Source organism: Hominimerdicola alba (assembly GCF_900109655.1).
Taxonomy (GTDB): Bacteria; Bacillota; Clostridia; order Oscillospirales; family Ruminococcaceae; genus Hominimerdicola; species Hominimerdicola alba_B.
The window spans coordinates 68289-94721 of record NZ_FOAT01000007.1 but is presented as its reverse complement, the minus strand read 5'-3'; the positions used below and the strand labels follow the sequence as shown (position 1 = coordinate 94721).

20 protein-coding genes and 1 riboswitch are annotated in these 26433 nt (G+C 40.3%); of the genes, 15 read left to right on the top strand and 5 right to left on the bottom strand.

All coding sequences use genetic code 11. The features are described 5' to 3' along the window. The first annotated feature begins 67 nt into the window (after positions 1 to 67). The 4 genes from BMY75_RS09570 (at position 68) to BMY75_RS09555 (ending at position 6815) form a co-directional block, all read left to right on the top strand. On the top strand, positions 68 to 3628 hold the full coding sequence (locus BMY75_RS09570; RefSeq protein ID WP_074833137.1) for a vWA domain-containing protein: 3561 nt from the start codon (positions 68 to 70) through the stop codon (positions 3626 to 3628). After that, entirely contained in the window at positions 3621 to 4019 is a 399-nt protein-coding gene (locus BMY75_RS09565) for a hypothetical protein (protein ID WP_074833135.1), read from the top strand. The genes BMY75_RS09570 and BMY75_RS09565 overlap by 8 nt, the downstream gene beginning before the upstream one ends. A gap of 395 nt (positions 4020 to 4414) precedes the next feature. Then, positions 4415 to 6505, top strand: coding sequence for a hypothetical protein (locus tag BMY75_RS18810; RefSeq protein WP_431602520.1), 2091 nt, complete (start codon positions 4415 to 4417; stop codon positions 6503 to 6505). A gap of 1 nt (position 6506) precedes the next feature. Further along, entirely contained in the window at positions 6507 to 6815 is a 309-nt protein-coding gene (locus BMY75_RS09555; RefSeq protein WP_074833132.1) for a hypothetical protein, read from the top strand. 205 nt (positions 6816 to 7020) lie between these two features. Here the strand turns inward: BMY75_RS09555 and BMY75_RS09550 are convergent, their stop codons facing one another. Beyond that, the gene (locus BMY75_RS09550) at positions 7021 to 7692 is read right to left on the bottom strand and encodes a CPBP family intramembrane glutamic endopeptidase (RefSeq protein WP_074833130.1); all 672 of its coding nucleotides are present in this window, start codon (positions 7690 to 7692) and stop codon (positions 7021 to 7023) included. 98 nt (positions 7693 to 7790) lie between these two features. Here BMY75_RS09550 and BMY75_RS18805 point away from each other — a divergent pair, with 98 nt between their 5' ends. Continuing rightward, positions 7791 to 7910, top strand: coding sequence for an IS3 family transposase (locus BMY75_RS18805; RefSeq protein ID WP_081350507.1), 120 nt, complete (start codon positions 7791 to 7793; stop codon positions 7908 to 7910). Positions 7911 to 7985: 75 nt separating this feature from the next. On the opposite strand, the gene BMY75_RS09540 is transcribed toward BMY75_RS18805, so the two are convergent. Next, positions 7986 to 8453: a rhodanese-like domain-containing protein gene (locus tag BMY75_RS09540; RefSeq protein ID WP_074833127.1), complete on the bottom strand. Its 468-nt coding sequence runs from the start codon at positions 8451 to 8453 to the stop codon at positions 7986 to 7988. A gap of 668 nt (positions 8454 to 9121) precedes the next feature. Here BMY75_RS09540 and BMY75_RS09535 point away from each other — a divergent pair. Next, positions 9122 to 12793, top strand: coding sequence for a vWA domain-containing protein (locus BMY75_RS09535; RefSeq protein ID WP_074833125.1), 3672 nt, complete (start codon positions 9122 to 9124; stop codon positions 12791 to 12793). Positions 12794 to 13385: 592 nt separating this feature from the next. Here BMY75_RS09535 and BMY75_RS17975 read toward each other — a convergent pair. Beyond that, a complete protein-coding gene (locus tag BMY75_RS17975) occupies positions 13386 to 15275 on the bottom strand; it encodes a dockerin type I domain-containing protein (protein ID WP_242940216.1) in 1890 nt (629 codons plus the stop codon). Positions 15276 to 15552: 277 nt separating this feature from the next. After that, positions 15553 to 15636, bottom strand: a riboswitch (cyclic di-GMP riboswitch). 362 nt (positions 15637 to 15998) lie between these two features. Here BMY75_RS17975 and BMY75_RS09520 point away from each other — a divergent pair. Genes BMY75_RS09520 through BMY75_RS09505 form a run of 4 tightly spaced genes read left to right on the top strand, consistent with a single transcriptional unit; the run spans position 15999 to position 19104 of the window. Beyond that, on the top strand, positions 15999 to 17207 hold the full coding sequence (locus tag BMY75_RS09520; protein ID WP_074833120.1) for a hypothetical protein: 1209 nt from the start codon (positions 15999 to 16001) through the stop codon (positions 17205 to 17207). 15 nt (positions 17208 to 17222) lie between these two features. After that, complete coding sequence (locus BMY75_RS09515) at positions 17223 to 17834, top strand: RNA polymerase sigma factor (protein WP_242940215.1); 612 nt, start codon at positions 17223 to 17225, stop codon at positions 17832 to 17834. A 7-nt stretch (positions 17835 to 17841) separates the two neighbouring features. Continuing rightward, positions 17842 to 18501 carry a DUF4367 domain-containing protein gene (locus BMY75_RS09510; RefSeq protein ID WP_207646270.1) on the top strand — a complete coding sequence of 220 codons (660 nt, stop codon included), beginning with the start codon at positions 17842 to 17844 and terminating at the stop codon, positions 18499 to 18501. Positions 18502 to 18525: 24 nt separating this feature from the next. Beyond that, entirely contained in the window at positions 18526 to 19104 is a 579-nt protein-coding gene (locus BMY75_RS09505) for a DUF2625 family protein (RefSeq protein WP_074833115.1), read from the top strand. Positions 19105 to 19186: 82 nt separating this feature from the next. Here BMY75_RS09505 and BMY75_RS09500 read toward each other — a convergent pair whose 3' ends face one another. Both BMY75_RS09500 and BMY75_RS09495 read right to left on the bottom strand, forming a co-directional pair. Next, positions 19187 to 19480: a hypothetical protein gene (locus BMY75_RS09500; protein WP_074833113.1), complete on the bottom strand. Its 294-nt coding sequence runs from the start codon at positions 19478 to 19480 to the stop codon at positions 19187 to 19189. A 57-nt stretch (positions 19481 to 19537) separates the two neighbouring features. After that, positions 19538 to 21259, bottom strand: a complete 1722-nt coding sequence (locus BMY75_RS09495; protein WP_074833112.1) for a S41 family peptidase — start codon at positions 21257 to 21259, stop codon at positions 19538 to 19540. Positions 21260 to 22033: 774 nt separating this feature from the next. Here BMY75_RS09495 and BMY75_RS09490 point away from each other — a divergent pair. From BMY75_RS09490 to BMY75_RS09470, 5 genes are read left to right on the top strand one after another with little or no spacing between them, the layout of a single operon-like run. Further along, positions 22034 to 23305, top strand: a complete 1272-nt coding sequence (locus BMY75_RS09490; RefSeq protein WP_074833109.1) for a DegT/DnrJ/EryC1/StrS family aminotransferase — start codon at positions 22034 to 22036, stop codon at positions 23303 to 23305. After that, positions 23302 to 24078, top strand: coding sequence for a sugar transferase (locus tag BMY75_RS09485; RefSeq protein WP_081350502.1), 777 nt, complete (start codon positions 23302 to 23304; stop codon positions 24076 to 24078). The genes BMY75_RS09490 and BMY75_RS09485 overlap by 4 nt, the downstream gene beginning before the upstream one ends. Further along, entirely contained in the window at positions 24053 to 24562 is a 510-nt protein-coding gene (locus tag BMY75_RS09480; protein WP_074833107.1) for a GNAT family N-acetyltransferase, read from the top strand. The genes BMY75_RS09485 and BMY75_RS09480 overlap by 26 nt, the downstream gene beginning before the upstream one ends. Beyond that, positions 24552 to 25466 carry a 1-aminocyclopropane-1-carboxylate deaminase/D-cysteine desulfhydrase gene (locus BMY75_RS09475; RefSeq protein WP_074833106.1) on the top strand — a complete coding sequence of 305 codons (915 nt, stop codon included), beginning with the start codon at positions 24552 to 24554 and terminating at the stop codon, positions 25464 to 25466. Before BMY75_RS09480 ends, BMY75_RS09475 begins: the two co-directional genes overlap by 11 nt. Before the next feature lie 3 nt (positions 25467 to 25469). Beyond that, positions 25470 to 26429: an ATP-grasp domain-containing protein gene (locus BMY75_RS09470; protein WP_074833104.1), complete on the top strand. Its 960-nt coding sequence runs from the start codon at positions 25470 to 25472 to the stop codon at positions 26427 to 26429. Positions 26430 to 26433 lie beyond the last annotated feature (4 nt).

Below are 26433 nucleotides of genomic sequence, written 5' to 3'. Positions count from 1 at the left end.
GTTAATTATATGTTAAGTATAATTAGCTATGCCATATGGCATGAATATTTTAATTCAGGAGGTTAAAATGAAGAAAAAACAATCACCAAAGCTGAAACGAATAGTTTCAGGATTGTTATCACTCACCATGATAACAAGTTTGTCAGCAGTTTTACCTGCAAATGCTGACGCTGCAAGTAAGCACGAGGCATATCCGTATGCGGTGTTTGCAGCCGATGAACTGGGCGGTATAACACTTAATGTGGATGGCCTGACAGTAAACGGAAATGCGTGTACAAACGGTGTGTATTCGACAACTGCGAAATATGCCAACATTAACGGCACTATCTCAGAGAATGAAGCTCTTGTCGTTGATGAGGTAGTCACCGATGATGAGAGTACCACCGATGCACAGGACAGCAGCAATTCTTTCGATGTCAGCAGGGATATGATCTATATCCACAATAAGCTGATGACCAGCTGGTTCAATAATAGCCGTAATTTTGATAACGACTATACGCTGTCTGAGATGAACATCAATCTTAATTCACCTGTGTATGTTACCGGCAAGCTTGCTTACAAGGGTAATATGGCGTTGAATACTGCAATCGGTGCAGTATCAGATGTCACACTCAGCGACGGAAATCTCAACGGCAACAACGCTGTTATCTACTCGAAGTTCGGTGATATCAAGATAACTGAGAGTCAGGCTTCCATGAACGGCCTGATCTATGCTCCTTTTGGTACAGTTACCATTGACTGTGACAACTTCAATCTGAACGGCCTTGTTATAGCACAGAATGTTGTTATTAACAGCGGCAACGCAAATATCAATTACAGCAATACATGGGCTGAATTCGTAGGTACTGAGACCGAGAAGCTCAGCTGGACTTTAGATGACTGGAAGTATCTTGCAGATACAGACAAAGACGGTCTGCCTAACATTATAGAAAAGGAAATAGGCACAAAGCCTTATGAAGCGGATACCGACGGTGATCTTCTGCCTGACGGATATGAAGTACTTTCTCTCGGTACCGATCCTCTGAAAATTGATACAAATGATAATGGCGTATCAGACTACGATGAGGATTTTGACACAGACGGCCTTTCAAACGGTCAGGAATACGAGATCGGTACAAGACCATATAGCAGTGATACCGATGGAGATAACCTCAAAGACGGTGATGAAGTAAATACATACAATACTGATCCTCTTGAAGTGGATACCGATAAAGACGGTCTGAACGATGATGATGAGATATACTTTGGCACAGACCCTAATGATCCAGATACAGATGACAACGGAATTCTTGACGGCGATGAGAAGCGTTTCCAGACATTTACACACAAAGTTAAGAACGAAGATTGTGCTGTTACTGAAGTAATCGTATCTATGGAGGGCACTGGTAATCTGCAGAAGACTACAGAAGTCGAGAGTGTAATGAACAGAGACATGATCTGCACCGATGTAGTAGGCCTTGTAGGTGAGCCCTTCTCTATTGAAACAACCTCTAAGTTTGATAAAGCTACACTGAGCTTTAAGATCGATCAGAGCAAGCTGGGTGATACAGATTTTGATGATCTGCTGTTCCTGTGGTATGATGAAGGTAATTACAAGTTTGAAGAACTTGATACTATCTATGACGAAGCAAACAGCATGGTAAGCGTTGAAACCACACACTTCAGCAAATACATGGTCGTTGATAAGTATACGTGGTTTGAAGCTTGGTCGATGCAGTTTAATTATAATCCCGGCAGAGAGCACGTTGATGGAGACTATGCAGGATATGAAAAGAATTATACTGTTCTGACTATAGACTGCTCAGGCTCTATGTCAAGCAACGATCCTATCAGTATCAGGAGCAATATCAATTCTGCATATGATGCACAGTTCACAAGAACGTGCGGAAGAATCTCAGCTAGTGAAAAGTTCATTTCACTTATGATGGGCGATGATCTGACAAGTATTGTTCTTTTTGATAACTACGCATTTAATAAGATGGCAATGACCGATGATCAGCATCAGCTCAAACTCGGTCTTCAGAATGTTTGCAACCGTGGAGGTACAGAATTTCTTCCTGCCATCCAGTCTTCACTGGGTATGTTTTCTGACTCTCAGTTAACTGATAAAAAGGCTAACAATCGTATAATTCTTCTTTCAGATGGTATTGACTTCTATCCGACCGAAACAAAGAAATACCTTTTAAACTTATACGATCAGAATAAGTCGGATGTACGTAAATGTGTTAAGATCTATACGATCGCACTTGGTTACGGAGCTGACGAAGCATTCCTTGAGGAAATAGCTAATATTACCGGAGGTGTTGCTTATAAGGCATACACAGCTTCAGAGCTTGTTGATATCTATTCCGATATTGGTATAGGTGGCGATTTTGATACTACCGATACCGATGGGGACGGACTGTATGATGCTGTTGAATCTGCAGGTATAAGAATACAGAACGGAAATATCATATATTCTAATCCCACAACCAAGCATACTGATACAGATGGTCTTGAAGACGGAGAAGAGATTGATCCTACTCCAAAACACAGCAACAAAAAAGTGTATGATATCTTTGGAAATGTTAGTGCAGTTAAAGGCTATTATTTTGTTATGAAGTCAGATCCTAGTAAGAATGATACTGATGGGGATCTGGATAAAGATAATATTGACCCACATCCTTTAAGGTACCAGTTAAATGATTGCTTTATAGATAAAATTGAAGACTTAGAGGATTATGCCGATGAATATAACGGTAATGCTGTTGATTGGCTTATGAAATATTCAATTGATAAAGAATACTGGCTCACTCTAATGTTTATCAGAAGCTTTGCTGACGGTACTAATGGAACAAGTAACTATGTTGGAGGAAATTGGCCTGTTGTAGCAAATGAAATAGACTGGGGCTTTGTGAATTATGTTTACAACAACGACTATGATCTTTATATGTATTTCAATAATACAACCGAAATATATGCTAATCCGGATGGAGAGATCGTTGATCTGAGACATTTGGCTGCTACTGCAACTGTATACATTTATAAGACTGACTTACTTGATGCCCAATATTTTGATTATCTGGGGTATCATGATTATCAGGCATGGTATCATGTAATTAATAATGCTCGTACATTAGGAAAAAACATAGTAACACTCGGAAAAAATGCATTTAAAGTAGCAAGTACAGAAATGTTTGAATACAATTTTGATAATCTTGGCGGCTGGGCTGGTGATCTTCAGACCTTAATGAACGATACATATGATCAGGTTATGGGTAGCGAAGATTATGATACTTTCTATGATGCTTTCTACAATTCTATCGGAACCAACTCATTTAGTATGGATGATATGTATGCAGATACCGATGCTTATAATGTTTATATCCAACTTCTTGACGGCTCCAATTTCTCACTTGCTGACGCGTTTGATGATTATTATACTGACGGATATTTAAAACGTTACAGCAGTTTCACAAATAATTGGTCAGAAGATGAAATAAGTGATTTGACATATACTTACACAAAAAATAAGTTTGCAAATTTATACCAATGGCCTTTATTTGATCACGACTTTTCAACTTCTCAATCAAAAGCGGCGAGAGATGCTTTTGTTAAGTTTTTGATGGAGAAAATCAGCAATGAATAAAAAATTATCTATTACGATAATTGTCGTGCTTTTGATCTTATCGCTTGTAACTGTTCCATATACTGTTGTAAACTACTTTCACAACGATACTAAAGTAGAATGGTTTCAGGAACAGTGCGGTTCTGGCTATACTCTTATAGGTAAAGAACATGGAGCGCCTTTTTTGAATGGAAAAACCGAAGTGCAGATCGAAGTATATGACAACGATCGCAAGAAATTCATTTTATCATTCAACACGAAGATAGATAATTCCGGTTCTAGTCTCTCAAAAGATAATTATAATATTGTAGCTAATGATGAATCTTTTTCATTGGTTCTTTATGACAAAGACAAAGAGATCTGCGGAACCTACAGTTTCTATTACAAGGATCTGAGTAACATCAAAGTGTGACAGGAGTAACCCAATCTGAACCAATAAGTTCAGGTTGGGTTTTCTTTTATGCTAGGAAAGCTTGTAAATACGACGGTTGCAATTACAATAAAATTCGTCAAATCAAAACTCAAAATATAAAATCGCCTAAGGTGAAATCTCTTAATAGAAGATTGCCAAGGTATTTGAAAACCATACAAGTGAACTTCTAAATATTCACGAGAATGGTGAAACTATCATAACTACATCTCACATTATGTTCCTGTTCTTCTTTCCGCTATAGTATATCCACAACAACTATATAATTTCTGCGTTGATTCTATTGACAAATAAATTATTATCTGTTAAAATAATATTTGTGTAAACAATTTAACTAAGTTTACATATGACAGAAAAGACAGAAAGGAAGAAAAATTATGAAGAGAAAATCAAAGATCCTGACTGGTGCTTCGGTGGCTATTATCAGCTTTGCGCAGTTCCCATTCACTGCCTTTGCAGCTGATACTCCAACTACATACCAGATATGGATAGGCAGCACTCAGGTAACAAGTGAGAACAAGGACGACATACTTTCTGACGGAGGCTCCGTTAAGTATGATCCTACAATTCATCTTCTCACTTTTGACAATCCTAAGAAAATCGAAGGTTCTACTAAATCTTCATCTTGGTGGTCGGATATACTTGCAATGGAAAGTGTAACAATGACAGGAACACTAAATATGACCAAGAATAGTAACCTATCAAAAGAACTCGCTATATGGTGTCATGGTACAGATCTTATTCTTGACAATTTCAATTTATCAATAACAGGTTATGGTGGTGGCATTATTTCATATGGGAATAATATTAAAATACAAAATGGCTGTGATATAAAAATTACTGACATATTTGCCGAACCATATGCATATTCGATTGGAACCGCTGGTAATATCGTTATAGAAAACAGCCGAGTAACAGTTGATAACTGTTACTCAGGTATCGCTGTAAATAGCAATAATCTTACAATTGCTGGCAATAACACATATGTAAAAGTTTCAAATATAAAGGATGGCGAGCCAATTGTTACTAAAAATTTAACTCTCGGCGATGATGTACAACTTATTAAAGATGAAGCTAACGGCATTTACACCGTCAAATCAAAGAATTACGCTTGGACTCGTACATATCCGACCAATATCAAGTTTGAATACAATGAGAAGTATCACCAGGGAAGATTTACATGGGATAGAGTAAAAAACGCTGACAGATATTGCATTGCTATTTTCTATGCAGGTAAGTGGAGAATCCAGACACAGAACATCACTACCAATTCTTACATTACTCCTAAGAATCTTAAACCCGGCGCAACATACAAGGTAGCGATCGCTGCAAGAGTAAACGGCAAATGGGATATAACCAACGCTATCAGAAATGCTGTGATAGTCAACATTCCTGTTAATTCGCAGGATACGGATGGGGATGGAATCCTTAACTCCAAGGATAGTCAGCCAAATCATAAAAACAACTATCCATCAGTCCTTGTTGATTACATTAATAACGATATAGTTGATATGGATTTCACAGAAGAAACAGATGATGATTTCGTTATATGTAAAACACCTTTGTCTGAAATTCTGTCATCTAACGGTGTCAATAATTTAGTTGATGACGCAGGAACTACATACCCCGTTAACGGATACTATGATGACTGGTATATAATGGCTTTAAATCGCAATGGTAAAGCAACTTACGGATTATACAAAATGCGTGAACAGGAATACGATTCCGATGATAATAATGATCCCGGCGTTACAATCTCTTTTGTGGAGTTTGATATAAGCAAATTAAATGATGTTATCTATCATAATACCTCGGATACATCAGACCTGTATAATGAGATAGACAACGTTGTAAGAGTTTCTGATGCATCATACTCATCACAATTACAATCATATTTTCTGGATGTTGATTCAGATGCACCATATCTGATCGCAGAAGCCTATGTGGATAAGATTGCAAATACTTATTCAATTTCATCAATACCTTTCCCCACTCACCTAAATGATATTTATGATGAGATAGATAACATCGATGGACTGATAAATAGTATGATGAATTCTCTTATACCGGATGCTCAAACAATAGCTACACTCTATGCCCAAAGAGCAGACTTAAGCAGAGTTCCTGATGCTTTAACTGATTGTAATAATAATTTTGGAAGTACAATAGCTGACGAAAATAATAGAGTGATCAGCATCACAAGTTCTAACAACTTGGATTACAATGAAAAAAGGGCTATCTTGAGTGCATATACTGCCGATACTTCATTTAATATGTTTGCTGCCGAAGTTCAGGCTCATGCTGATTACCTCGATAGTGGATTATCAGTTTTCGATAGGTGGTATAGTTCTGCTCTTCGTGCCGATATGGCAATTGGCGAAGAATACGAAAGCGGCATGTTCGATAGCTATTACGACCCCAATGACAGTAGAGTAGTAGCACAGGCGAATGCACACGGAGCTTATTAAGATGATCAATAAAAAAAATATATGCATCATAAGTGCAGCAGTGCTGTTGATCATATGTTCTGTTCTATTTTGTATTTCTCATAAAACGAATATAAAGTATAATGATTGGTCTGTTTTGGGTCATACTTTTAATGAAGTTGAGCAAAAATATGGAAAATTCGATTTGGATTATGGCAGAGAAAAAGCGTACTGTATTAGTGCTAAAAATTCAAATGGAAATTTACCATATGATCCGAAATACTATTGGATGGAATCTGATGAATCAGGAGTTATTGTAAAGGTATATGTTGAAAGCAAGCCGGGTGGATAATAGCATTTGATCTGTCGGCAAACATAAAATTATTACCTGACTACTTGCGCTAGACGTATAGCGTTAAAGAAAATTCTAGGAAACCATCATACCATAATGAAAAGCACATTCTATCGAATAAAAGCGATAGAATGTGCTTTCATGTTTTCGTCATTTGATTTGCCTGAGTGGATATTCTGAAGGATTCCGGGCTTTGATCTCGTTTTTATTCTATCGCAGTGCATAACAGATCCCAGTATGCGTGCAGAATGATCGGTACGATGATACTGCGGCTCTTTACAAAAGTCCAGCTGAAGATCAGGCTCAGTCCGATCAGCTGTAAAAATGCAAAATTTGTCATATATGTTGTGAATAAGCCCTTACGGAACCAGATCGGGAAATGTATCATGAGAAACATCACTGCATTTCCCAAAAACACGATCCATTGATTGCGGTCTTTCAAAGCTGTATTCAAAAGAAATCCGCGGAAGAACATTTCTTCTGTGATGCCAACGGAAATGTAAATCAGGATATCTATGGCATGAAATGATGGACTGAACCTGATCGTTCCGTACTTTAAATAGTTTGGTATCAGAAACCACGCCGTAAAGAGTAGTATAAAGAAGCACATCGGAATGTAAGTGTCCGTTTCTTTCGTATCTCCTAAGATTTCGTTTTTGGGGATAAACATTGAATCGCTGTGCCGCAGGATCAGAAAAAGTGACGGGATAAACCATAAAAGCATTTTACTGCCGATCTCCTTGATCACATCAAAGGAAACCGGAAGTGTCTGTAAATTCAGTTTTGGCACGATAATACATTCAAGACACGCCCACATGGCATATAATAACAGAAAATAGATAAGGGCTATGATCCTTATATTCTTGCTTTGTTTCATTTGTTGTTCCTCCGAATTTCTATTTGTAAAAATAAGGCTCTGAGCCTCCACTATATCAGAATTATAGCACTCCAGGAAGAAAATGTCAAACTGAATGCATTTACAGAACGAAGATAAAGACATTTTCTGAAGCAAAGCAGCTCATTGATGATAACATCTTCTTTTACAATCATCAGCGCATTCAAACTAAAACAAAACTGACTCCGCTTGAATTGTGAAGCCAGTTCGGTGTTTGATTCAATTATCCATACTCTTGCAAATTCAACCGCCGAAAGCTCTGAAACAGCGGGTAATTATTTTGCTACATCGCCTGTCCAGTCTATTATGCCGCCAAACTCATACACATGAGTATAACCCATATCAAAAAGCTTCTGCGATGCTTCCTTGCTTCTTCTTCCGCTACGGCAGTACACAAGTATCACCTGATCAAGATCGGAAAGTTCGGCAGGCTGAGTATCCGTTATGTTCTCATTCGGAATACATATCGCATTTGGGATATGCCCCTCATCGTATTCGTCCTGTCTTCTCACATCAACAATAATGTGCGAATCATTCGCTTCCATCATCTTTTTTGCTTCCTCCTGAGATATCTGAGTATATCCTTGAGCTTTGCTGTCATTTTCGGAAGATACCGTGTTAGATGAACTCTCGACGACAGTTGTTTTTTCATCAGAAGCGGTTTCATTTTCGGACGTTTGCACGTTATTTCCGCAGCCTGTAAGCAGAATAATTACACAGAAAATGAATATCAGTCGTTTCATTCTACAGGATCTCCTTTCTTCATTATACGGATAATTATACAATACTTCACCACCACCGTCAACTGACGGATAGATATGTGTATCATCACTTGATGACCGACTTTTGATTGGATATTTATGGGGCGGAAACGATTGGCACTTACGAATAAATGAGGCTGTTGCACCCGCAGCAGCCTCTTAACTTTTGTATAAAAATCACCACATTTTCATATCCTGCATCGCAGATGATGTTTTTCAGTACAAACAACTCCCGGCTGTTTAACTTTTCAAGAAACGGGATTAGCGTACAGAAGGCTGTTTTTTATAGCAAAAATAAAAAGAGAACCGATTTTTTTATGCCTTTGGGTCAAGATTATTGCAACATATTTAGGTTTTATTTGCGTTTAGTTTGTTCTTTTAGGAAGTTTTATTCTCACATGATTGATTCACCTTGTGATTTAAGACAGCAATAATAAAAAGAAATCCGGGAAAATTATAATGTAAGAACATAAAATCAAATCGAATTATATATTTGTTAAAATTAACTGACCTTTAATTTGTTGACAATTGATAAAATTAGCCAATTCTCCAATTGACAAATTTTTATCTTTCGGCTATACTATATTAGCGTTTGATTTATATCATTTTAACAATATAAATTGACGTTAACATTTTTAAGGAGGGCAAATATGAAGCCAATTTTTAATCGTTTGCTTTCGGGTGTGCTGAGTGTAGCGATGACGGTAAGCGCAATGCCAGTCGTTTCAGCTCATGCCGAAGAAACCGCAGAACTGTATCCTTATGCAATGTTCGCCGCTTCAAATGCCGATGGTGCAATTACTGTAAACGCAGGAAATTTCTGTGTTAATGGTAATATTGCAACTAACGGTACTATCGTTACAAGCGGAAACATGAACATAAACGGTACAAAAACAGAACACGCTGATGAGAGTATGATATATATTCTCAAAAAACTGAATAACACTTATTTCAGCAGCGACGATGTTGATACTTATACCGAGGATTTTGTTCTGGAGGACATTAACATCAACATCAATGATCCGATCGATGTTGACGGAACAATTGAACTTACAGGAAATATCAATCTGAATTCCGGTATTAAGGCTGTTGATGATATTACGATCAACGGAGAAGTTAAAAACGCCAATAATGCTATTATCTGCTCCGAGATGGGTGATATCTACATTAATACAAGTAATGTAAGCTTTACCGGTCTGATTTATGCTCCGTATGGTGATATTGTTATTGATTCTGATAATCTTAATCTCAACAATGTCGTTATTATAGGACAGACCATTACTATCGACAGCATCAATGTCAATGCAAATTACAGCAGAGAAACCGCAGCTCTGGTTGGTATCGAATCCGATGTTGATGATGATCTTGATATTGAACTCTATGCAATGGGCGATTATAACGATGACGCAAATGCTATCGACATTGAATGGTTCACCGACTATACCGACAGCTGCAGCTATAAAGTCCTTTGCTCTGATGATAACAAGAATTACTCTTCAATTGCTACTGTATCAGATGATACATCATATCAGTATCTGATTACTGAGGATTTTGAGAAGAGATATTTCAAGATCTCACTTGTTACTGAGCTCGGTCAAAAAGTTGAGTCGATCCCATTCGTAGTAACTAAAACCGAAGACGGTTATGAAGTATCTTTCCTTGATAGCGATGAAGATGGACTTTCTGACGTTTATGAAATCATGTATTCAACAGATGTCAATGAGCCGGATACTGATGAAGATGGATTAACTGACTATCAGGAGTTATATATCACCAATACTGATCCTTTAGTATGGGACTCTGTACAGGCAGGAATATCTGATGCTGAAACAGATGTTGACTCTGATGGCCTGAGCAATATCGATGAGATCGTTCTCGGTACTGATCCCCTTAAGGCTGACAGCGACAAGGATCATTTCAGCGATGGCGATGAGGTCGCTTATGGTACCGATCCGCTGAATCCTGATACTGACGGAGATTCTATTTTTGACGGTGATGAAGAAGCTCTTGGTTTTGATCCGTTAGAATATGATACAGATAAAAACGGAGTATCTGATGGCGATGAGTATGTAAAGCAGACTGTTAATGAAGATCGATATGATCCTAAGCTCTTTAAGGATAATTTAGCTGTTCCTACACTTAATGAAGTAACTGCAAAAGGAAACGTTAACAGCAACATTAAGATTTCTGAATATAAAGGAGATCTTCAGGGTGAAGAACGTTCATATGTAGGCAAGGTGATCGAAATATCAAAGTCAGATATTTCAGCTGGTAAACTAACCTTTACATTAAGTGATGCTTATAGCATAAAGGAATACGAGCTTTTCGGCGAAAAATCCAATGGTCTTGTAATTTGCTACAATGATGGTGAAGATACAATTCCGCTGGATACAACATTTGATGCTGAAAGCCGTACTCTTAGTGCGGACATAACAGCAAAGGGCTACTATTTTGTTCTTGATGTTGTTGATTGGATCAATTCATTGGGAATCGATATGAATGACTATGTAGTTGAGCCGGAAGATTCTACCAGAATGCTGATGGCAAAAGCACCTGCAACAATAGCATCAGCAGTCCTTGTAGCTGCTTCAACTACCGCCATTGCTGATATAAAGATCAAGGGTCAGGTAGATATCGTATTTGTAATCGATACTACAGGATCGATGGGCAGTTATATCAATAATGTAAAAAGTAACCTTCAGTCTTTTGTTGATGACATTGAAAAAGCAGGTATCAAGCCCAATTTCGCACTCGTTAAATATGAGGATATTACCCATGACGGTGTGGATTCAACACAGGTAAAGAAAAATGGCACTTCCAACTGGTTTATGGACGCTGATAAATTCAAGAACGCAATCTCGGCTCTGAAATTAGGTGATGGCGGAGATTGGCCCGAAACAGCAATCGATGGTCTAGAGGTAGCTCATCAGTTGGATATGAGAAATTCTGCACAGAAGTTTATCATTCTTGTAACCGATGCTAATTATAAAGTGGATAATAACTACGGCATTAAATCCATGAGTGAATTAGCTTCATCCCTCAAAAAAGACAATATAAGCACCTCAGTAGTTACTGATACCAGATATAAGGAAACATATAGGGAGCTTTATGAGACTACTGATGGTATCATCGCAAACATAAACGGTAACTTTAAGAATGAATTACTTAAGATCTCTGACAAAATCAATGAAGAAACAAACAGCGGATATTGGATAGCTCTTAAGGGCTTTATCCCCAAGATTGTTAAGCTGGATGAGAAGCCTTCCGCTACCGGAACTGCTGATTCGGACGGAGACTCTCTGCTTGACAGAAAAGAGCTGAAGAGCGTAACTCCGACAAGTTATTACACAATAAACGATTATATCAAAAAACTTTATAATATTGATATCGTCGATGTTAAGATACCTGTATATGATTATTACAGCGATCCTACAAAGGTCGATACCGATAATGATGGTATAGATGATTACGACGAAACTAATGGTTATTCATATACAAGTCCCAATGGTACAAGCAAAGTATATGATGGTGATCCTCGTCATAAAGGATTAGCAGATGGTGTAGTTGGAACCTTAACAATTGTTTCAGATAATTCATCTCAAGCAAAGTTCTGGGATGGTCATGCATTTCTTCTTTACGAAAGCTTTATCAATGATACTTTAGATTTTTCAGGCTTTGCAAGAGGATTTAAATTCACCGAAGACGGGGATGGAACAATAAAAAATAACTGGAACGAAACACCAGTAGGCGATTATAAAATTTCTCCAAACAGAATTGTCTCAATAGGTAATTACTCATCTGGTGATGACGGCTGGGCGGACATAAGTGGTTCAAGTGGTAGCGGTTCAAGTGGTTCAAGCGGCAGCAGTTCAAGCGGTAGCAGTTCAAGCGGTAGCAGTTCAAGCGGTAGCAGTTCAAGCGGAAGTGGTTCATCAACTGGAGAAGGAAATGGCATTCACTTCAATATGGAATTAAGGCTGCTCTATAGTTCAGAAGATGGAACAGAGGACGGAGCCTATGTTAGAAGTTATGGTAACAATGCTGCGCTAACTCATGATATTACATCAGATCAGCTAGAAACAATGCTTGAATATGAGAACACCGTTGATCATTATAATTTCGTAGGTAATAACTGTGCGGAAATAGCCGGAAAATCTTGGAATACAGCATTTGACGATGACCTGGATTACAGAATATGGACATCTACACCAACACCGGCTGCTTTGAAAAAAGCAATTAAAAAACGTGATGGAGATTTTAAAATATCATTCCATGACGACGAGTGGAAAAACTATATCAATAAAGAAGTAGTTGATTGGTAAAATGAAATCGAAACTTTTTAAATTTTCATTGATAATTTTCAATGTAATTTATGTTGCATTAGGTTGGGTAATTTATATTATTTTTGATATAACATCTCCTAACGACCCTAAATTTGATATTAATCAGAAAGTTAGAGTGATTGTTTTCCCTATACTCATGATAGTTTGTTTTATTGGTGAAATTTTTATTTTAAAACTGATTTTCAAAAAAGTATTCAGCTCCAATTTTAAGGAATTTACCATTTACATTATATTTAATGTATTTGTGTGTTTAGCTCCAATACTAATAGGTTTGATAGAAAAATTATTTTAAAATAACATTTCTCATAAATGCATCATTTATACTATAACCTATTTGCGCATTAAGTTTCCGTTCCACACTAGTCTGTATCAGAATTATGGCATACGCTATTATCGGTACATACTCTACTGGAACTTAATACTAATCACAAGCCCTCGGGAACGCTTTGTAAGCGTTTCTGAGGGCTTTTTATTGTAATCAAGAACCCCCGGCTTAGCCCGGGGGTTCTAAAAGCTTTAGCTAGGGGGTGTTGCAGCCTCTGTGCAGATCTGCTGTGATCTGCCTTCAGCGCTATTTCAGCATCTTTTTACCCTTTACATGCGCTGCGATCTTTGTGACATCAGTGGTATTTACAACGCCATCACCATTAACGTCTGCACGTTTCTGTTCTTCTGCTGACAGAATTTTTTTGCCCTTTACGTGTGCGGCTGCCTTTGTGAGGTCTGTGGTGTTTATCGTGCCGTCACCGTTAACATCGCCTTTGGCTATGGTGCTTTCGCCTTGTTTTACGATCTTAAATGATAATGAAGCGGTCCCTGTATAGTTCCCCTTACCAGTGATATTTACAGTAGCTGTACCGACATTTGTGTTGTTGGAGTACGAAATGGAGTAGTCAGTGCCGCTAGAAAGTGTCCGTGTGCCGTCTTTTATGGTAACTGTTGGTTTCTTTGCTGTGCCATCGTAGGTGTAGCTTGTCTGCGAAAGTTTCTTGCTCAGGCTGCTGATGTTCTTTTTGTTTATGGTGAAATTCTTGGTAACAGAACCTGAGTATGAACCCATGCCCCTTACAGTGACCGAAGCTGTGCCTGCATCGGTATTGGCAGAGTATGTAACTGTGTAATCAGTGCCCTTGGTGAGAGTTTTTGAACCGATCTTTACTGTTACTGCAGGCTGTTTTGCAGTGCCGTCATACACATATGAGGTCGTGCTGAGGGTGACTGAGTCAGCAGTTATCTTGGACTGATTGGTCACAAGATTTACAGCATAATTGGCGATATCAGAGTTATACTGCGAAATATCCTGAGTCAGTACGAGGTTATATATCTTCTTTTTGTCCGTAAGCTTGACAGTCTGGGGGGATTTTCCGTTCATGTATACCGTATTGCCAGAACTTATTGTTATATTGGGCGAAGAACAGTCAAAATCACCGCCGACATACATTTTGCCCGCGCTCATTGTGACATTATTTGTAGTTGTATTATAGTAAGTCTTTACAATGAAATTTCCGCTGACAGTAACGACATCTTTTATGTTGGTCATATCAAGACCTGCACTAGCGGTTCCAAGCGTGCCATTGCTGTTGACTTTGGCTATCCTGTAATCTCCGTTGACATTCAGCTTTCCTCCGCCCAGCTTTGTCGAGCCGCCCTGAGCAGTGAAATTACCTGTAATATTCAGCGTTCCTCCGCCCAGCTCGATATTCCTTTCAAACTGGGTCACATCACCGGTGATATTCACCGTCTTTCCACCTATCATCATTGTGATGATCTTCAGACCGTTCTTGGTCTCGATGTTCAGATTTGAAGCGAGTGGTGTAGTAGAATAGAAATAGCCCTCCATACCGATGGTTCTGTTATTTGTAACTGTGATCTTAGCCATCTCTCCCTGATATGAACATTTGAGGGTCTGATTTCCTGTGCCGTTGAAATTCAGAACAGAGGTACCCATCATAGCAAATGCATTGTGATTATCAGCAGAAGAGATACAATCACAAACATTGCCTCCAACATTTATCGTACCTGCGGTGATAAGGTCGTAGGTATACCAGCCGCTCCTGCCCACCGTGTTCGTCATACTTGCATCAACGTTCCAGATAAGATCCTTTGAAACAGTTATGGATCCCGAGGAACTCTGCATTCTTATATATGCTTTGGAACTTGCATTGTCCTTGCCTATGTACAGACTGCCTTTGACTATCAGCTTGCCTGTGCCGACATCCAGCATACCCGCAGTCATGTACAGGTCACCGTTGATAGTAAGGGTATGTCCGTTGAGTATGATATCGCTGTTTGTCTGCACCGAACCCGATACAGTTACGTCCGATGTAAGGGTCTTGGGCGAAGTTAGGTTCTCAGCAGATGCGCATATTACCCCCGCACCTTTCCACACCTGTTCTGCGGGGAGGATCGCTCCCGAAAAAGTCATTGTTACAGCCATGATGCCCGCCAGCATTCTTTTCATTTGAATTCCTCCGTTCGATATTTCCGATTTTTCTAAATGTATCTGCGCTCGCATCGGGTACTATTACACCTTTTATTATAGTAAACGACATTAGAAATTGAACTTTGAGAACGAGTAAAAGTTCGATTTATGCTTTTGCGAAGTTCGCAAAGTAGCAATTTCAATGTCGTTTACTATAAATACCGTGACTGCGCAGCTGATATTTTTATCATTAAAACAAAAAGGCAATACAAAAAACGCATTGCCTTGAATACCGATATATCGTCAGGGGATAACCCTCGGCAACCGGCTGTCATACCCTCACAGGCTTAGACCCTTGGCTTTGCGTCGCTGCTTTTAAGCAGTTTTGCCCTTATACTATTTAATTATATCTTCTTATTACCCGATTGTCAATATAATAACCAATGTCTGATACTACAAAAAAATGCCGGCATTTTCTACCTTGTGCACAATTGACCTAGCGGACAAAACCTGCGTCGGTGAAAGCTCTATATATATCTATATATAAATAGTATACTAACATTTATCAGATGGCAGAGCGGTTTTCTTGACAGACAGCCGTTGGTGCGGTATAATGAAGTAAAACAGAGTATTTCACTGTCAAAAAAATTTTTTGAAATCAGTGTCACAATTTCATCTTCTCAGCTGTATATAGGTCAGAAAGGCAAATGAAGCTTACTATAAAGCCTTTGGAAAACTATATTACAGAAAGAGGTAATTATTATGAAAAAGATGACAGCAATGGTAATGGCACTGGTTATGGCAGCAGGTATGACAGCTTGCGGAAACGTGAATGAGACATCTTCAAATGTCGGTGCAAAGATCGAAAACACCGCTGAGGTACAGACTACCGATGAGCAGACAGAAGAAACTCAGAATAGCGAGGGTGCTGAAATGAGCGGTATTGACGGCGGGTGGATCATTCCCGATGAGATCGATATGGATAAGAATCCCGAAGCAAGGGCGGCAATTGAAAAGACTTTTGTAAAAATGATGGATGCGGAATATGAGCCTGTTGCACTTCTCGGTAAACAGGTAGTTGCAGGAACGAACTACTGCATACTCTGCAAGGTGACATCGCTATATAACCATACACGGCAGAACTATGCGGTGGTCTATGTTTACGAAGACCTTGAGGGCAAGGCTGAGATAACTGATACCATGGATATAACTCTCGGCAATACCGAGAACGGATATGCGGAAACAGGCGCGGAGAATATTGAGGGCGGCTGGAGCATTTCCGATGAGATAGCATTAGACAAGCATCCCGAAGCAAGTGCGGCACTTGAAAAGGCTCGTGAAACTTTGGTCGGTGCAGAATATGAGCCTGTTGCACTTCTTGGTACACAGGCGGTCGCAGGAACGAATTACTGCTTACTCTGCAAGGTGACTGCAGTTTGGGTCGAACAGCCGACCTATGTGCTGGTGTATGTTTATGAAGACCTCGAGGGCAATGCAGAGATAACTTACACTACAGATTTTACTCTCGGTGATGCCGATGAAGAATATTCGGAAACAGGTGAGGAAAAAATGGAGATGCCAAATCCCTGGGTAGAGTATTCTACTGCCGAGGAAGCAGGCAGGGAAGCGGGACTTGCGTTTAATGTTCCCGAGAAGCTGGGCGAAAAAAGCATTTATCTGATACAGGCTTTTGACGGACTTGCTGAGGTAAGATACGGAACAGAGGACAACGAGATAAGCTATCGCAAGGGCAGGGAAGTCGATGATATCTCGGGGGATCACAATGACTATAACGAGAATTCGGCAATGGAGATAGATGATATGACCATATATCTCCGCGGAAATGACGGCAAGGTATTTGGCGCGGTATGGAACGATGATGAGTACAGCTATTCCTATTATGCCGCAAATGGAGTTTCAATGGAAACAGCTCAGGCAGATATTACTGCTCTTATAAACGAAAACAAATAATAACAGGAGATCAATATGGAGATCGCATACCGGAATTATGCGCAGACGGTCTTTGAAAAGCTGCGGCAGATATGCTTTGCGGTGTATCTGCTGGCGGCAAAGCCGTTTATCAGAATGGGTTCGTCTGCAAGATCACAGACAGCACAGGAACAGCACCTGCGCGGGGTGATGGACAGGCACGGAAACAGAATACTAAGGCTTGCATATTCCTATGTACACAATATGCAGGACGCAGAGGAGATACTTCAGGACACCCTCATAAAACTGCTGGATTCAGCCCCCGACTTTGAGAGCGATGAGCATGAAAAGGCGTGGCTGATACGGGTGGCGGCTAATCTTTCAAAGAACAGGATAGAGTACAACAAACTGCGTGACACAGATGAACTTAACGACGAACTGGTCGCTGAACAGCGCGAGGACCTGACCTTTGTATGGGAGGCAGTAAAGGAACTTCCCGACAATTACCGCGAGGTGATACACCTGTTTTACGAGGAAGGCTATCAGACAGACGAGATAGCAGATATCCTCGGGGAAACGGGTGCAAATATCCGCACAAGACTTAAACGTGCAAGGGCGAAGCTCAAAGAGATACTTAAAGAGGAGTATGATTTCGGTGAGCAAGTATAACGAAATTATGGAACATATAGAACTTAACGATGAGATGCGGGAGCGCATAATCGGGAATATTGGCGCAAGGCAGAAGCGGAAGCGCATCAATACGGCAGTAAAAATGATATCGGCTTTGGCGGCTTGCCTTGTGATAGCTGTGGGTGCGGCGGCTCTGCTCAGCAGGGATAAACTTCCGCAGACCCCCGATGACAGTTCACCTAATGTGGCTAAGAGTGCCGAAAGCGAGATATTAGCCGGTTCGGCAGATTCGGATGACGGACAGACACAGCATGGATATGATGTACAGGAATATGGCGGCGCGAATGAGCTTTCCGATGCTTTCGGGGTTAAGCTTCACGACATCAAAAATCTGCCCTTTGAGGTGACAGAGCAGTGCTATTCGGTGATGTTCGGGGATTTTGCGGAGATAAACTACAACGGTGCAAACGGCGAATACTGCTGTATCCGCGCAGGCAAGGACACGGAAGATATCTCCGGGGATTACAACGAATACGGAACGGTCAAGGACATAGATATCAACGGTACGACGGTCACTTTAAAGGGAAATGACAAGCGGTATTATCTCGCTGTGTGGATAAATGACGGACATTTTTACTCGGTATCCCTGAGCGACGGAATTGATGAGCAGAAGATGTCTGATCTGGTACGTGATGTGATGGGATAAATATATTTTGGCGGAGGAAAGGCAATGAATGAGAAAGCGCGGAAAGTACTTGACCTGATAAACAGCTCTGAGAAGAAAGTGGTTATACTTCCTCATGATGACAGCATTGGCGAAAGTATAAAAGGGAAGTATCAGATAAACCCCGATAGCGTGCTTGGTATCCTGCTGGAGCATACAGGCGGTATCGTGATTGATGACTGGATAAGGGTATACGGTTCGGGCGAACTTGATCTTATGGCAAGGAATGAGCTGTTCCCTTATGATGATCTTGTGGTCGGTGAAGATATACTTGGCGGTCTGTTCATTTATCTTAGTAACGGAAATATCGGATACTTTGCTCCTGATTCTCTTGCGGTAGAGGATATGGAGATCGGGTACGGCAATTTCCTGTCATGGTGTCTGCACGGTGATACTGACAGATATTACACCGACTATCGCTGGAATGGCTGGCAGGACGAAACAGCGGGTCTGAGCCTTGATTCGGGAATATCCTTTTACCCGTTCCTGTGGGCAAAATCAGATAGCTTTGAAAGCAGAAAACGCTCGGTGATATCCATGAAAGAGATCATCGGGCTTGAAATGGAATTTCTGAAACAGCTTTGATACGGAATGTTTTTATGAATGACAATAATGAAAAATCTCCCCATGTACTATTGAAAAATAATACATGGGGAGAAATTTATTATTATGGTATAAACCATGTAAATGCCAGATACAGATATGGAAGTATCGTCATTACTACATTATAAATAAACAGCTTGTTCCCGATTTTCTTCTTTTTGAATAAGAACACATTGCATAGCAGGCTTAAAACAATATGGATAAGACCTATTGCAAGGATAACCCGATGCAGGCTCAAATCTTGAAATTTTCCGTCATTCCCGGTTGAGTCAAACCATATAATGATAAACCATCCGAGCAGATCGTTCATCAGGTAAACGATAATATCCATTATCGTGATCGTTTTGTTGTTCTTCATATTTTTCTCCTATTGATCTCGATTATGTTACAACACAAAAGTGAAAACGGACTAAATTTATGCATCACCTTTAACATACTTCACAGCCCACTCCAGCTCATAATCCTGCTTGTCGCGGAAAATCTTCATAGCTGCATCGCGGTCGAAGGGGATATGTACTTCAACAGGATTGCGGCTTATACGGTCGGAATTGACATCGATGTTAGGCTCGCCGTCCTCGTTAAGTATCAGACCAGTGGGGTAATATACCGTAACTATGCCCTCGGACAAAGTGCTTATACCGCCTGTTTCCTGATTGCATCCGCAGGGGTCGGTGATGCCTGCAACGGTAACATTCGGGAGCTTTGAAAGATACAGCGAGAAACCGTCACCTGCGCTGGCACATTCATAATTTGTCAGCGCAACGACTTTAAGATCGGCAAATTCGCCTGTGCCGTGTATGCAGTGATCGGACACACAGGTGTATTTTCCGTCCCTGCGTATGCCCAGACCCTGACCGTACCAGTCCTTGTCCGTCAGCAGATCGCACAGCGCTATGGCTATCTCGTCAAAGCCGCCCTCGTTGTTGCGCAGGTCGATGACAAGGTATTCCATACCCTGGGATCTCAGATCATTCAGCTTTTCACGGAACATTTCTCTGGCATATTTCTGATCGCCTGTCAGATAGCCTGATAAGTTCCGGAATGTAGAGCCCATAGTCTCAGCGACAACTTTCAGATAGCCGCATTTGTCATCGAGCATTTTTGTGCTGAAATTCTCCGCCAGAAATTTCTCCTCATCGATGGGCATTTCTATCCCTCTGAAAGCAGCCATTGCCTCACGCTTGGTATCAACGCCCTCCTTAGCACGCACTGTTACTGTCTGCTCATTTCCGTTTTTATCAAGGAAAGAAACATCAAGTGTATCACCGCCTGCAAGGTCGAGATTCATCACATCGACTATTTCCTCGTTGGTCTTTACAGGTGTACCGAGGTTGGGTACATCTTCCTCAGCCGCCTGCAAAACAGGTTTGCCGTTCCATCTTGTGATAACAGTTCCGTCCTCTATGCCGAGACTGTTCGCAGTTTCATCGGTGCAAACGGCTATGACCTCACCGCTGTCCAGCTTGACTGTTGCGAAACCGTAATCGTGAGGTGTGATGACCGATGTGTAGTCATCATCGTCAAAATCCGCCGCAACACCGATGTGACCGTCGTGCAGTTCACAGCAGAACATCATGACAGCATCGGCAAACTTGCCCTGGCTCTGCTCCTTTTCGGCTTCCTCCACCATAGGCATATACTTTTCTTCAAGTGCCGCAAAATCCACATCTTTCCATTCTTTCAGAACATAGTGCTTGTCCATATCCATGACCAGCGAGTGGAATGATTCGGTGTAGCTTTCCCTTGTGTGATTGAATACGAGGGGAGAAGATGCACAGAAATAAAATCCGCAAAGGCAGGACAAAATGCCTGTCAGAACGGCGGCTATGCGGTAGCCTGTCCTGCGTTTTGCAAACAGCATGGGTATCAGCATGAGCAAAGCGATGATATACATTGCATAGAATCCGCCGAGAAACGACGGTGCGCCCACAACGTATATTCCTGCATGAACTGCGCAGATAAGCATCGGCACCAGACAAAGCAGCCGCCATTTGCTGAGCCCATTTGTGTCATCTTTCCAGCGGTGATGAAGTACCGCAAGCATCAGCATAGTCAGCAGTACAGCCCCACACCATATTATATGTGTCACATTCGCCGTGGAAAATAAGTGCCGAAGCGCTCCGATAAAATTATCCATTTTGATATCTCCTTTGGTTTTTTTATTTAAATTGTGTATACCCTGATATTTCGTTAGCCCATAAGCTTTTTCTGTTTTGAATGATCGAAATCATACATAGTTTTCTCCCATGAAGGCTTTCTTCTATATTATACCTATGCTAAGGTGAAAAGTCAAGAAATTATGAGAATTATATGACATGGCGTTCATGAACTTAGAAGTCACATTTCTCACGGCTTAATCGTTGTGAATTCACAGACGATTTTGACTGACGTTAGCTGTCAATTATCCCAGTGAAGACCCTGTTTTTCGGGCAAATCTATTTGTAAATTAGTTGTTTTGGTGCTCATTATGTACTGATTCAAACCAAAATGTTATCAATTAATGGCGGTTTTAACGTGACGTTTTCATCACATTCACGAATCTATCACTTTTCCCTTGACATAGCATTTTATAAATGATATAATCATAGAGTGTTAAAATATGTAAATGTGTGTTATTTTTGTTCTGTTCGCAAAATATCTTATTTTGCGAGAAATTTTTATGTTTGACAGAAGCACCTGATGACTGACTCGGCAAGGCATTCGTCAGCTGTTCGTCAGGGGTGTCCTGTGATGGGCATTTTTAGTGCTTTGCGGTGCTTTTTACAAATTTTATTATTTTGGGATATATATTTGACATCAGCGCCTTTTGACCGGGTCAGTAAGGTGAATAGATGTTTTTTTATGAACAATGATAATTATAATTTTCGCTGATTGTGCGAAAATAAAAGATACATCAAGGGGAAGTATGAATATGGAACTAAAACCTTTTGAAAAGAAGATCTGGCTCTCGTCACCTACAATGCACGGTGACGAGCAGAAGTGGGTCGATGAAGCAATCGAAACCAACTGGGTAAGTACCGTTGGTGCGAACATCAACGAGATCGAAAAGCAGATAGCTGAGTATGTTGGCTGCAAGTATGCTGTCGGTCTCTCATGCGGTACGGCTGCACTGCATATGGCTATCAAGCTGGCAGGCGAGAAGCTCTACGGTATGCCGAAGCCAAACTGCGGTACTCTTCAGGGTCATAAGGTATTCTGTTCCGACATGACTTTCGATGCTACAGTCAATCCCGTTGCTTATGAAGACGGCGAGGCTGTTTTCATTGACACCGAATATGATACATGGAATATGTGTCCTGTTGCTCTGGAAAAAGCGTTTCAGATCTATCCCGATGTCAAGCTGGTAGTTGTTGCCCATTTATATGGCACTCCCGGAAAGATAGACGAGATCAAGGCTATCTGTGAAAAGCATGGTGCGCTGATCGTCGAGGATGCTGCTGAGAGCCTTGGCGCTACATATAAAGGCAGGCAGACAGGCACTTTCGGTGATTACGGCTGTATTTCGTTCAATGGAAACAAGATCATTACCGGTTCGGCAGGCGGTATGTTCCTGACCGACAGCAAGGAAGATGCTGACAAGGTACGCAAGTGGAGCACTCAAAGCCGTGAGGACGCAGCTTGGTATCAGCACGAGGAGATCGGTTACAATTACCGTATCTCGAACATCGTTGCAGGCATCGTCAGAGGTCAGATTCCTTATCTGGATGAGCATATTGCTCAGAAGAAAGCGATATATGAGCGCTACAAGGAAGGTTTCAATGGGCTACCCGTTATCATGAATCCTTTTGATGAAAAGAACAGCGAGCCGAATTATTGGCTGAGCTGTCTGCTGATCAACGAGGACGCTATGTGCAAGCAGGTGCGCGGCGAGAATGATGCACTTTATATCCACGAGGACGGCAAGACTTGCCCTACCGAGATTCTCGAAAAACTTGCGCAGTACAATGCAGAGGGCAGACCGATTTGGAAGCCAATGCATATGCAACCGACATATCGCAGTAATCCGTTCATCACGGCAAACGGCAACGGTCGTGCGAGAAGTAACGCCTACATCAAGGAGACCGGTATGGTGGATGTTGGTGCGGATATTTTCCGCAGAGGTTTGTGCCTGCCTAGCGATAATAAGATGACTGCGGATGAGCAGGATGTTATTATTCAGATCATCAGGAGTTGTTTTGAATGAATAAGTTTCTGAAAGGTTTCTTTAAAGTTGCCGGTTGCATTTCAGCTATAGCTGCTGTGACTGCTAGCGTTGCTTTTATCGCAGAACGAATTGAAGAATTAAAGAATTATGGTAAAGAAATCAAACATAAACCCTATGGATTTTACGAGAGATTTGTAAAACGACCATTGGATTGTTTTTTGAGTACTGGGGCGCTGATCGTTTTCAGTCCTATACTTGCTGTAACGGCAGTGTTTGTCAAAACAAAGCTTGGCTCACCGGTTCTGTTCACTCAGGAACGTCCCGGCAAGGATGAGAAGATATTTAAGCTTTACAAGTTCAGGACTATGACGGATGAGCGTGATGAGAATGGTGAGTTGTTATCGGATGATATACGTCTGACAAAATTCGGAAAAGCTCTTAGAGCAACGAGCTTGGATGAACTTCCTGAATTGATCAATATAATAAAGGGCGACATGGCTGTAATTGGGCCTCGTCCATTGTTGACAGAATATCTTCCTTATTATAGGGATAGTGAACATCACAGGCATGATATTAGACCCGGTCTAACAGGATGGGCTCAGGTTAATGGCAGAAATGCAATCCATAGCTGGGAAGAAAGGTTTAAGTACGATTTGGAGTATGTAAATAATGTGTCTATAAAAATGGATCTAAAGGTCTTATTTACAACAGTACTTAAAGTAATCAAAAAGTCTGATATTCAGGTTGGAAGCGAAATCAAAGTTGGCAGATTGGACGTGGCAAGAAATGAAGGTAACGATACGACGATTTGAACGTACCGATATTCCTAAAAAGGTTGAATGGATCAATAATCCTGAGAATAACAAATACCTTCATTATGACATACCAATTTGCGTTGAAAAGACAGAAAAATGGTTTGACAGTCATATTGGAGATAACTCACGTTTTGATGCCATTATTGAAGCTGACGGAATCCCAGTTGGTACAATTGGGCTTCTTTCTATTGACAAAACCAATAACAAAGCCGAGTACTACATAGCGATGGGGGAAACATCGTATAAAGGCAAAGGCATAGCCAAAGAAGCAAGTAGATTGATTTTGGAATATGCCTTTGATACTCTCGACCTTAACAGAGTGTATCTTCATACTGAATATGATAATATTGCAGCGCAAAAGCTGTTTGAAAGAGTTGGATTCACTAAAGAAGGACTTATCAGGCAAGATCTGTTGTCACATGGCAAATATGTAGATCGTTATGTTTACGGTTGTTTAAAAGAGGAATGGAATGTTGAATAAGACAATTATTCAGGATTTGGGTGATTATTGTAATAATCATCTTTGGATAAAGCGCGAGGATCTAATCCCTTTTTCTTTTGGTGGAAATAAAGCAAGAAAAGCAGAATTGTTTTTTAAAGAAATAGATGCTGGCAGATATGATTGTGTTGTAACTTATGGTTCGGGAAGTTCTAATCATTGTCGAGTTGTTGCAAACGAATGCTGTCGCAGGGGAATCAAGTGCTATATTATTAGTCCGCAAGAAGCATGCGAAAAAACCTATAATAGTATTATGATGGATATGTTTGGCGCAGAAATCACTATCGTTCCTGTAGAACAGGTTCATGATACGATTGAGAATAAATTGTCGAAACTCAGAAATTCAGGACTAAAACCGTTCTTTATTGAGGGCGGCGGGCATGGAAATATTGGAACAGAAGCATATGTTCAGTGTTATAACGAAATCAAAGCTCAGGAAAAAGAACTGAATATACATTTTGATTATATTTTTTTTGCATCAGGCACAGGGACTACTCATGCCGGACTTGTGTGTGGGCAGATTCTTTCAGCTGATGATCGAAATATAGTTGGTATCAGTATAGCACGAAAGAATCCCAGAGGTCGTAATGTTGTACTTGAAAGCATCAGGTCTTATCTTAAAGATAAGGCAGATGAAAGTGAAGTACAGGAGAAGACAGTCTTTGTAGACACCTATACTTTAGGTTATGGAAAAGATGATTTCAGAGTTGATAAAACGATAGAAATGGTACTTAAAAAGTATGGGATACCACTGGATGCAACATATACGGGAAAAGCATTCATGGGAATGACTGAATATTTAAAAGAAATCTGCAACAAGAACGTATTGTTTATTCATACAGGTGGTACACCATTGTTCTTTGATGCACTAAGGAGTAAAGCATAGGATATGAATTTTCTTATATTAGCAGCAGGAACACGTAATAAAATAGTTCAGTATTTCAAAAGAACATTTGAAGGTGAAGGAAAAGTAATCGCAACAGATGCAAGTGAACTTGGTCCTGCAATCTATGATGCAGATAAATACTATATCGTACCTTCAATTAATGAGCCAGGATATATTGATATTATCCTTGATATATGCAAAAAAGAAAAAATCTCCGGTGTGCTCAGCTTGATTGATCCAGAACTTAGTCTTTTAGCTGAGAATGAGGAGAAATTCAAAGCTGTTGGAACAACTGTTATCGGAAGTTCCTATGAATTATGCGAAATGGCTCTTGATAAAATGCAGATGTATAAGTGGCTGAAAGATCATAACTATTTGTGCGCACGGTCATGGATGGATAAAGAAGAATTCTATAAAGCAGTTGATGCGAGAGAAGTTACATACCCTGTATTTGTAAAGCCGTATAGAGGTTCAGCGAGCATAAGTATATCAAAGGTATATGACAAAGAAACAGTTGATTTGCTATTTGCTCATGAAGATGATCTTATGATACAGGAATTCCTTAACGGTCAGGAAATTGGTGCTGACGTATATATTGATATATTATCTGGTGAGGTAGTATCTATCTTCACAAAGAAAAAGATAAAAATGCGTGCCGGTGAAACTGATAAAGCAGTAAGTTTTAAGGATGACAAACTATTTACTTTGATTGAAAAGTTTGTTCTTGAGGCTGGTTACAAAGGTCAGATAGACATTGATATCTTTGAAATCAATGGGGAGTATTACATTTCGGAAGTTAATCCACGCTTTGGTGGCGGTTATCCGCATGCATATGAAAGCGGCTGTGATCACATGAAATTGATTTTAGAAAATCTTAAAGGTAATGCAAATATGAAGAATATAGGTGCTTATGTTGAAGGCATTTATATGATGAAATATAATGAAGTGAAGATAATGAAGTGAGGCA

Excerpts from the sequence above, each read along its gene's own strand:
- BMY75_RS09570 (WP_074833137.1), top strand. The coding sequence starts at position 68 with ATGAAGAAAAAACAATCACCAAAGCTGAAACGAATAGTTTCAGGATTG.
- BMY75_RS09565 (WP_074833135.1), top strand. The coding sequence starts at position 3,621 with ATGAATAAAAAATTATCTATTACGATAATTGTCGTGCTTTTGATCTTA.
- BMY75_RS18810 (WP_431602520.1), top strand. The coding sequence starts at position 4,415 with ATGAAGAGAAAATCAAAGATCCTGACTGGTGCTTCGGTGGCTATTATC.
- BMY75_RS09555 (WP_074833132.1), top strand. The coding sequence starts at position 6,507 with ATGATCAATAAAAAAAATATATGCATCATAAGTGCAGCAGTGCTGTTG.
- BMY75_RS09550 (WP_074833130.1), bottom strand. The coding sequence starts at position 7,692 with ATGAAACAAAGCAAGAATATAAGGATCATAGCCCTTATCTATTTTCTG.
- BMY75_RS09540 (WP_074833127.1), bottom strand. The coding sequence starts at position 8,453 with ATGAAACGACTGATATTCATTTTCTGTGTAATTATTCTGCTTACAGGC.
- BMY75_RS09535 (WP_074833125.1), top strand. The coding sequence starts at position 9,122 with ATGAAGCCAATTTTTAATCGTTTGCTTTCGGGTGTGCTGAGTGTAGCG.
- BMY75_RS17975 (WP_242940216.1), bottom strand. The coding sequence starts at position 15,275 with ATGAAAAGAATGCTGGCGGGCATCATGGCTGTAACAATGACTTTTTCG.
- BMY75_RS09520 (WP_074833120.1), top strand. The coding sequence starts at position 15,999 with ATGAAAAAGATGACAGCAATGGTAATGGCACTGGTTATGGCAGCAGGT.
- BMY75_RS09515 (WP_242940215.1), top strand. The coding sequence starts at position 17,223 with ATGGAGATCGCATACCGGAATTATGCGCAGACGGTCTTTGAAAAGCTG.
- BMY75_RS09510 (WP_207646270.1), top strand. The coding sequence starts at position 17,842 with ATGGAACATATAGAACTTAACGATGAGATGCGGGAGCGCATAATCGGG.
- BMY75_RS09505 (WP_074833115.1), top strand. The coding sequence starts at position 18,526 with ATGAATGAGAAAGCGCGGAAAGTACTTGACCTGATAAACAGCTCTGAG.
- BMY75_RS09500 (WP_074833113.1), bottom strand. The coding sequence starts at position 19,480 with ATGAAGAACAACAAAACGATCACGATAATGGATATTATCGTTTACCTG.
- BMY75_RS09495 (WP_074833112.1), bottom strand. The coding sequence starts at position 21,259 with ATGGATAATTTTATCGGAGCGCTTCGGCACTTATTTTCCACGGCGAAT.
- BMY75_RS09490 (WP_074833109.1), top strand. The coding sequence starts at position 22,034 with ATGGAACTAAAACCTTTTGAAAAGAAGATCTGGCTCTCGTCACCTACA.
- BMY75_RS09485 (WP_081350502.1), top strand. The coding sequence starts at position 23,302 with ATGAATAAGTTTCTGAAAGGTTTCTTTAAAGTTGCCGGTTGCATTTCA.
- BMY75_RS09480 (WP_074833107.1), top strand. The coding sequence starts at position 24,053 with ATGAAGGTAACGATACGACGATTTGAACGTACCGATATTCCTAAAAAG.
- BMY75_RS09475 (WP_074833106.1), top strand. The coding sequence starts at position 24,552 with ATGTTGAATAAGACAATTATTCAGGATTTGGGTGATTATTGTAATAAT.
- BMY75_RS09470 (WP_074833104.1), top strand. The coding sequence starts at position 25,470 with ATGAATTTTCTTATATTAGCAGCAGGAACACGTAATAAAATAGTTCAG.